This window comes from Streptomyces sp. NPDC018029 (assembly GCF_044327655.1).
In the GTDB taxonomy this organism is placed as follows: domain Bacteria; phylum Actinomycetota; class Actinomycetes; order Streptomycetales; family Streptomycetaceae; genus Streptomyces.
In genome coordinates this window covers 534,773-540,986 of sequence record NZ_JBIRFV010000008.1, presented here as the reverse complement: position 1 = coordinate 540,986, position 6,214 = coordinate 534,773, and the positions used below count along the sequence as shown (strand labels likewise).

Here is a 6,214-nt window from a genome sequence, read left to right as displayed (position 1 = left end):
TCGCAGTGGGACCCGCGCCGCCAGCGCCCCGAGCTGTGGCAGCTCTACAACGGCCGCCACGCCCCCGGCGAGCACGTCCGCGTCTTCCCGCTGTCGAACTGGACCGAGCTGGACGTGTGGCAGTACATCGCCCGCGAGAAGATCGAGCTGCCGCGGATCTACTTCGCGCACGAGCGGGATGTGTTCCAGCGCTCGGGGATGTGGCTGACCGCCGGGGAGTGGGGCGGTCCCAAGGAGGGCGAGACGGTCGAGAGGCGCCAGGTGCGCTACCGCACGGTGGGCGACATGTCCTGCACGGGCGCCGTCGACTCGGAGGCGACGGGCCTGGAGCAGGTCATCGCCGAGATCGCCGCGTCCCGGCTGACCGAACGGGGCGCCACCCGCGCCGACGACAAGATGTCCGAGGCCGCGATGGAAGACCGCAAGCGCGAGGGGTACTTCTAACCATGACGATCACCAGCACAAGTGCCGTGCCCGGAACCGGCATCGGAACCGGCATCGGGACCGGAACCAGCACCGGGACCGGAACCAGCACGGACGCCGGCGCCGATACCGCCGCCGGAACCCTCCGCCTCGCCACGGCCGGTTCGGTCGACGACGGCAAGTCGACCTTGGTGGGGCGGCTGCTGTACGACTCCAAGTCGATCCTGACCGACCAGCTGGAGGCCGTCGAGCGGGCCTCGCGCAGCCGTGGCGCCGCCGAACCCGACCTGGCCCTCCTGACCGACGGCCTGCGGGCCGAGCGGGAACAGGGCATCACCATCGACGTGGCCTACCGCTACTTCGCCACGGCCCGGCGCCGGTTCATCCTGGCCGACACCCCCGGGCACGTGCAGTACACGCGCAACATGGTCACCGGCGCCTCCACGGCCGACCTGACCGTGATTCTGGTCGACGCCCGCAACGGAGTGGTCGAGCAGACCCGCCGCCACGCCGCCGTCGCGGCCCTGCTGCGCGTCCCGCACGTGGTCCTCGCCGTGAACAAGATGGACTTGGTCGAATACGCCGAGCCCGTCTTCGCGAAGATCGCCGAGGAGTTCACCGCGTACGCCGCCGAGCTCGGGATACCCGAGGTCACCTCCATCCCCGTCTCTGCCCTCGCGGGCGACAACGTGGTCGACCCTTCCGCGCACATGGACTGGTACTGCGGCCCGACGGTCCTCGAGCACCTGGAGACCGTTGCGGTCGGTCACGACCCGGACGGCTGCCGGGCCCGCTTCCCCGTGCAGTACGTCATCCGCCCGCAGACCGCCGAACACCCCGATTATCGCGGCTACGCGGGCCAGATCGCCGTCGGCACCTTCCGCGTCGGTGAGTCCGTGACCGTCCTGCCCTCCGGACGGACCTCCACCGTCAAGGGCATCGACCTGCTCGGCACCTCCGTCGACGTCGCGCGGTCACCCCAGTCGGTCACCATCCTTCTCGAAGACGACATCGACGTCTCCCGCGGTGACCTCCTGGTGCCCTCCGACGGCATCCCCGCCCTCGGCCAGGACATCGAGGCCACGGTCTGCCACGTCGCCGACACCCCTCTCACGGTCGGCCAGCGCGTGCTGCTCAAGCACACCACCCGCACCGTCAAGGCCATCGTCAAGGAGATCCCGTCGCGGCTCACCCTGGAGGACCTCTCCCAGCACCCCGCCCCGGGCCGGCTCGTCGCCAACGACATCGGCCGAGTCAGAGTCCGCACCGCCGAACCGATCGCCCTGGACTCCTACGCGGACTCCCGGCGCACCGGATCCTTCCTCCTGATCGACCCTGCCGACGGCACCACCCTCGCCGCAGGAATGCGCACCGCGTGACCGAGGGCCGTGCTCCGGCGAAGGGATGGGCCCGGACGGCACGACTCCCGTCGAGGAGACCCGTTTCCCCTGGGACGCCTCGACTCTCTGCGAACAGAGCACCGACGCATGTGACGGCGCCTCCCGGTCACGGAACAGTCGGGGGGCCTCGGCTTTACGGATGCGGAATGGAAACAGCTCAAGAAGATCTACCCCGAGATCTCGGACCCGACCAAGGGGCCGGACCTCTACGGCATCCGCAGCGGCATGCTCTACGAGTTCAGGAGAGAAGTGGCCAAGTACCCTCGACGAGTTGTTCAGGAAGGCTGACGAGAGACCGGCGACATGATGCATGAGATCGAGGACATCGAGCAGGAGAGGCTCCGCGTCGCCCGGCGTCCCTCTGCCCAGGATGCGCCGCCCGTGCTGTGCTGGTTCGACGTCGCTCCCACGGTGCCCTCCGACGCGTACGCGGACCGCCTGCGGTCCGTGCTCGACGCGGCGCTGGGACTGACCCTCACCGAGAAGTTCGACGACGCGCTGCCCGAGGACTCCGTCCCCGAATGGTTCGCCGCCGTGTGCGAACCCCTTTCCGCGGATGCGCCGGATTTCGCGCGGAGGGGCAGGGAACTGTACGCTTCGGCAATTCAGGGAGGGCCCTGGAGGCTTCAGGGATGGCTTTACGAATTCGACCCCGAGTCGGAGACCCGGGGCTGGGCGTGGTGGGACCTGACTCATTCGTCGGACGGCACCGCCCGAATCTGGGTCGACACGTGGGGCGAGTCCTTCTTCGCCTGCGACGAACTGCGCTGGCTCGCCTACGTCGCGGGCTCCGCCGAAGTGAGCGGCCCGCATCTCGCCAAGGTCGAGAGGTGGCACGAGACGCTCCTCGGCGACGGCCGCTCCTGAGTGCAGGGCTTCCGGGGCGACAGGGTCGGACAGTGCGGCCCGACTGCCGAGGTCGCGGAACAGCGGACAGTGGAACGGTTCGGAAGCTTCACTGAGCGCCGATACCGAGCCGTGATCGTCAGGCAGGCGCGGCGCAGAGCTCGGAGACGACCGTGCACGAGGTCGTCATCTTCGGCACCACCATGGCCACCGGCATCACCGCATGCGTGGCCCGGCCGTGCGCCATGCCGTTGCGGATCCGCCGACCCATCACCGATGGGTACTGGCCCGCCGCAGTATCTCCGCCCCCGACGAGATCCCCTACTACCTCGCTGACACGCCCGCTGGCATCGAGACCGACGACCTGGTCCGGATCGCCGGCAGCTGATGGCCGATCGAGGACTGCTTCCAGGCCGCGAAGAACGAGTGTGGCCTGGACAAGTACGAGGTCCACCGCTAGCCCGGCCGATACCGGTACCTCACCCACGCCATGCTCAGCGAGCCGGCATCGGTACCTAGGCTGTCATCCGAACCTGGCGGCGACCCGGATTCCGTGTTAGCTGCGGGGCAATTCCGAGCATCAGGGTTGTCCATTCGGGCCAGATAGCGTGCTCAGTCACAGGGCTGCATCCCCCTGGTCGGAGAATCGGGGCCAGGATCTACCCTGGGCACTCCTTCCGCCCCGTCCGAGGAGTAGCGTGCCGCCGGCCTTCGTCCACCGGATCACCAAATACGACCCCGCCGACCGCGACGAGTACGGTCACTACACCGGCACCGAGGACACGACCAGCGACCACGGGCCTGTCGAAGCGGCATACCTGGCCGCGGTGGCCGCCTTCGCGGACAGCTCGGGCATCGACCGGCTGGAGATCCGCGACCCTGCGGTCACGGGCTTCGCCCATTTCGGCGGGGAGCCCTCAGTTGCGGGGCACGGCCTCGGCGGGCTCTTCCCACCCGACCTCACCGGCTACCACGACGGGGCCGAGGTCTCTCTTCCGGTCGCCCTGGAACTGATCCGGGCCATGCTCCGCGACCAAGGCGCCTGGTGCCGACTGGAGGTGGGGGATTTGTTCACCGTACATGTCGGGTGGGATCAGTATATGTACGTGGGCACCGACCAACCCTGTGCGGACGCCGTGGCCCGTACGCGCGAACTCGGCCTCTTCCCGGAACCGCTTACGGCCTCGCCCTATGCGGCCGAGCCCGACGAAGCGGAAGTGACGGAGCCGGCCGACGAGCACTTCTGGATGCGCGTGCACACCGCGCTGGCGTCACGGCATGCGTTGCTCCTCGAGGAAAGCTGCGTGCGCAACGCCGCACGCTGGCACCGAATCACGCCGGAAAACCTCGACACAGTGCGCGCCGGCCTCGGCCCGCGCGCCTTGCTGACCGTCTGGCCCGACCTGTCCCCGGACGTCGGCGCTGTCCTCGCCGCATTGCCCCAGGAGGAATCCGTCGAGTTCGTCTGGGAGGCACAGGACGGCACAATCAGGCACGCGATCGTCGACGACACCGACTACCAGGAACTCAGCGCCCACGTGGCCGACGCCCGAGCCGCTTGCGCCCTGCCCCTGTCCCTCGCCGAACACCACCCGCTGCTCCGTGCTGCCCTCCCGGACAGCGACGGCGTACTGCGCGCCCGGTGGTGACCATGTACGCGCGCCCGATGAGCCAGCAGGCTCCTACCAGGCCAGATAGCGCGCTCAGCCATCCCGGGCGTCCACCGCCCCCGCTCCTGTGCAGCCTGGCCTGGGCGTCAGCCTCAGCGGATGATTCCTCATTCGCCAGAGTTCGTGAGGTCCCCGTGGTCGGACCGCTGCCCACCTGACCGAGGACACGGCCATCGTCACCCTGGGCGGTGAGAGTCAGGACGAGGAGGAGTGGTTCCGTTACCACCTGGTCGACGTACGCACGGGCACCCTCAGCGGCGAGTTCACCGTCGAGGTGAGCAACCCGTACGAGCTGGTGCCCCTGGGTGACGGTTCCTGGCTCACCGGCGGCGCCGGCGGCTTCCCCGCCGGTCGGTCCCGCGCTCCGCAGCCGTTCGCACCGCCGCGCCCGGCCGAAGCAACCTCTCCCTGCGAAAGGCAGAAGTGATGACGGCGGACACTCGATTGCCACTGATCCCTCAGGCGCCTGAAGGCCTGAGCCGACGAGCCCGCTACTTCGTCGAGCGGCACGGGCTGCGTGTTCCACACCGCGACCTCACGCTCCATCGGGAGGTATGGCTCGAGCAAGGGATTCCGGATGACGAGATCGACCGGGCTGTCGCCTTTCAAGAGCTCTGGGGCGGTCTGGCCCTGCCCCCGGCCCCCGAGTACGAGGGCGGCCCGCGGGTTCTGGAAGCCGATGTGCCCGAAGGCTCGGCCGGGAGCGGATGGCGGTTCTCGGCAGGCGGCTGTCGCGTCTCGATGGCCTACGGGTTCATGATCGGGCCGGGAGGCGAGTTCGGGATCGACGCCGACCACTGGACACCGCTGCACGCCAGCACAGCGGGTTGGGTGGAAGCCCTGGCTCTGGCCGACCATGCGGGTTACTGGGCCAAGACGATCACGAAGGTCAAGGGCGGCGTCGTTGAGGAGCTGGACCTCGACGGATTCGAGCCGGTACCTGAAGTCCAGGGACTTGCTGACACCTGGTGGCGGGGCAAGGACTCCCTGATCGCCGTCTACCGCGGCGAAGCCTCGGGCTTTGACGCCCCCTACTGCCTCAGGGCCCATATCTACGACGGACTCGATGCGTGGGGCCTGGGCGGCACCTGACCCCCAAAGGCCAAGCTCATCGGTCCCGCCGCTGAGCGTTCGGGTTGGCCTGGCCATGGCTTGCTCGCCGATGCAGCGGATCTTTGCGTGGTTGGTGTTGTGGCGTCGCCTCCACCGCTTGAGCCGGCAGCCTGGGAACGGCACGCGGACGGGATGTCCGGCACCTTGGTACGCCTTGTCTGCCCAGCACTTGAGCCTCTCGGCCGCGAGCGCATCGACGATTCCGTGGTGGCGGGCTGCCGTCAGGTCGTGGGCCGAGCCGGGCGTAGGTGTCACCGCAAACAGGTCGATCGCCGATGGGTACGCAAGCACTCGAAGCTCCTGGCAGCACGGTGGATCGTGGTTGTGACACCGTCTACCAGGAGCTTCTTCGTTCAGTCAGCCCGCCCAACACGTCTTCAGCGTCGCCAACTTGAAAAGGGCTTACTGGTGCCTGAGTTGGTCCGCGGCATTCCGCCCATCCGCTCACGCCGCGGGCCTCGTAGAAGATGGCCGGCCAAACTCCACGGCGACAAGGGCTACGACTACGACCACCTGCGCCGATGGCTCCGCGAACGCGGCCTTACACCCCGCATCGCCCGCAAAGGCGTCGAGTCCTCACAGCGGCTGGGCCGACACCGCTGGGTCGTGGAGCGAACCGTGTCCTGGCTGGCAGGCTGCCGACGCCTGCACCATCACCACGAACGCAAGCCCGAACACTTCCTGGCCTTCGTCGATATCACAGCGATGATCATCTGCTTCCGCCGACTGCCCCATGGGCCCGCCGTTCACTAGTATCGCCCT

General features: G+C 68.5%; 6 protein-coding genes and 2 pseudogenes. 6 read left to right on the top strand and 2 right to left on the bottom strand.

Annotated elements, in window-relative coordinates; all coding sequences use genetic code 11:
• The 3 genes from cysD to ACH4D5_RS26400 all read left to right on the top strand — a co-directional run.
• Positions 1–444 (top strand): sulfate adenylyltransferase subunit CysD (gene cysD, locus ACH4D5_RS26410; RefSeq protein WP_398307049.1); only part of this gene is annotated, 444 nt, incomplete at its 5' end.
• A gap of 2 nt (positions 445–446) precedes the next feature.
• The gene (locus ACH4D5_RS26405) at positions 447–1,802 is read left to right on the top strand and encodes a sulfate adenylyltransferase subunit 1 (RefSeq protein WP_398307047.1); all 1,356 of its coding nucleotides are present in this window, start codon (positions 447–449) and stop codon (positions 1,800–1,802) included.
• A gap of 324 nt (positions 1,803–2,126) precedes the next feature.
• Positions 2,127–2,690, top strand: coding sequence for a hypothetical protein (locus ACH4D5_RS26400; protein ID WP_398307045.1), 564 nt, complete (start codon positions 2,127–2,129; stop codon positions 2,688–2,690).
• A gap of 118 nt (positions 2,691–2,808) precedes the next feature.
• On the opposite strand, the gene ACH4D5_RS26395 is transcribed toward ACH4D5_RS26400, so the two are convergent.
• Complete coding sequence (locus tag ACH4D5_RS26395; RefSeq protein WP_398307043.1) at positions 2,809–2,940, bottom strand: hypothetical protein; 132 nt, start codon at positions 2,938–2,940, stop codon at positions 2,809–2,811.
• Positions 2,941–3,367: 427 nt separating this feature from the next.
• On the opposite strand from ACH4D5_RS26395, the gene ACH4D5_RS26390 reads away from it, so the two are divergent.
• Positions 3,368–4,318, top strand: a complete 951-nt coding sequence (locus ACH4D5_RS26390; protein ID WP_398307041.1) for an RNA-binding protein — start codon at positions 3,368–3,370, stop codon at positions 4,316–4,318.
• A 447-nt stretch (positions 4,319–4,765) separates the two neighbouring features.
• Positions 4,766–5,431: a hypothetical protein gene (locus ACH4D5_RS26385; protein WP_398307039.1), complete on the top strand. Its 666-nt coding sequence runs from the start codon at positions 4,766–4,768 to the stop codon at positions 5,429–5,431.
• Positions 5,432–5,491: 60 nt separating this feature from the next.
• Here ACH4D5_RS26385 and ACH4D5_RS26380 read toward each other — a convergent pair.
• Positions 5,492–5,743, bottom strand: a pseudogene (locus ACH4D5_RS26380) (transposase family protein); the annotation flags it as partial.
• Between the two features lie 141 nt (positions 5,744–5,884).
• Here ACH4D5_RS26380 and ACH4D5_RS26375 point away from each other — a divergent pair.
• A pseudogene (locus ACH4D5_RS26375) lies at positions 5,885–6,205 on the top strand (transposase); the annotation flags it as partial.
• Positions 6,206–6,214: the final 9 nt, after the last annotated feature.

Excerpts from the sequence above, each read along its gene's own strand:
- ACH4D5_RS26385 (WP_398307039.1), top strand. The coding sequence starts at position 4,766 with ATGACGGCGGACACTCGATTGCCACTGATCCCTCAGGCGCCTGAAGGC.
- ACH4D5_RS26405 (WP_398307047.1), top strand. The coding sequence starts at position 447 with ATGACGATCACCAGCACAAGTGCCGTGCCCGGAACCGGCATCGGAACC.
- ACH4D5_RS26400 (WP_398307045.1), top strand. The coding sequence starts at position 2,127 with ATGATGCATGAGATCGAGGACATCGAGCAGGAGAGGCTCCGCGTCGCC.
- ACH4D5_RS26395 (WP_398307043.1), bottom strand. The coding sequence starts at position 2,940 with ATGGGTCGGCGGATCCGCAACGGCATGGCGCACGGCCGGGCCACGCAT.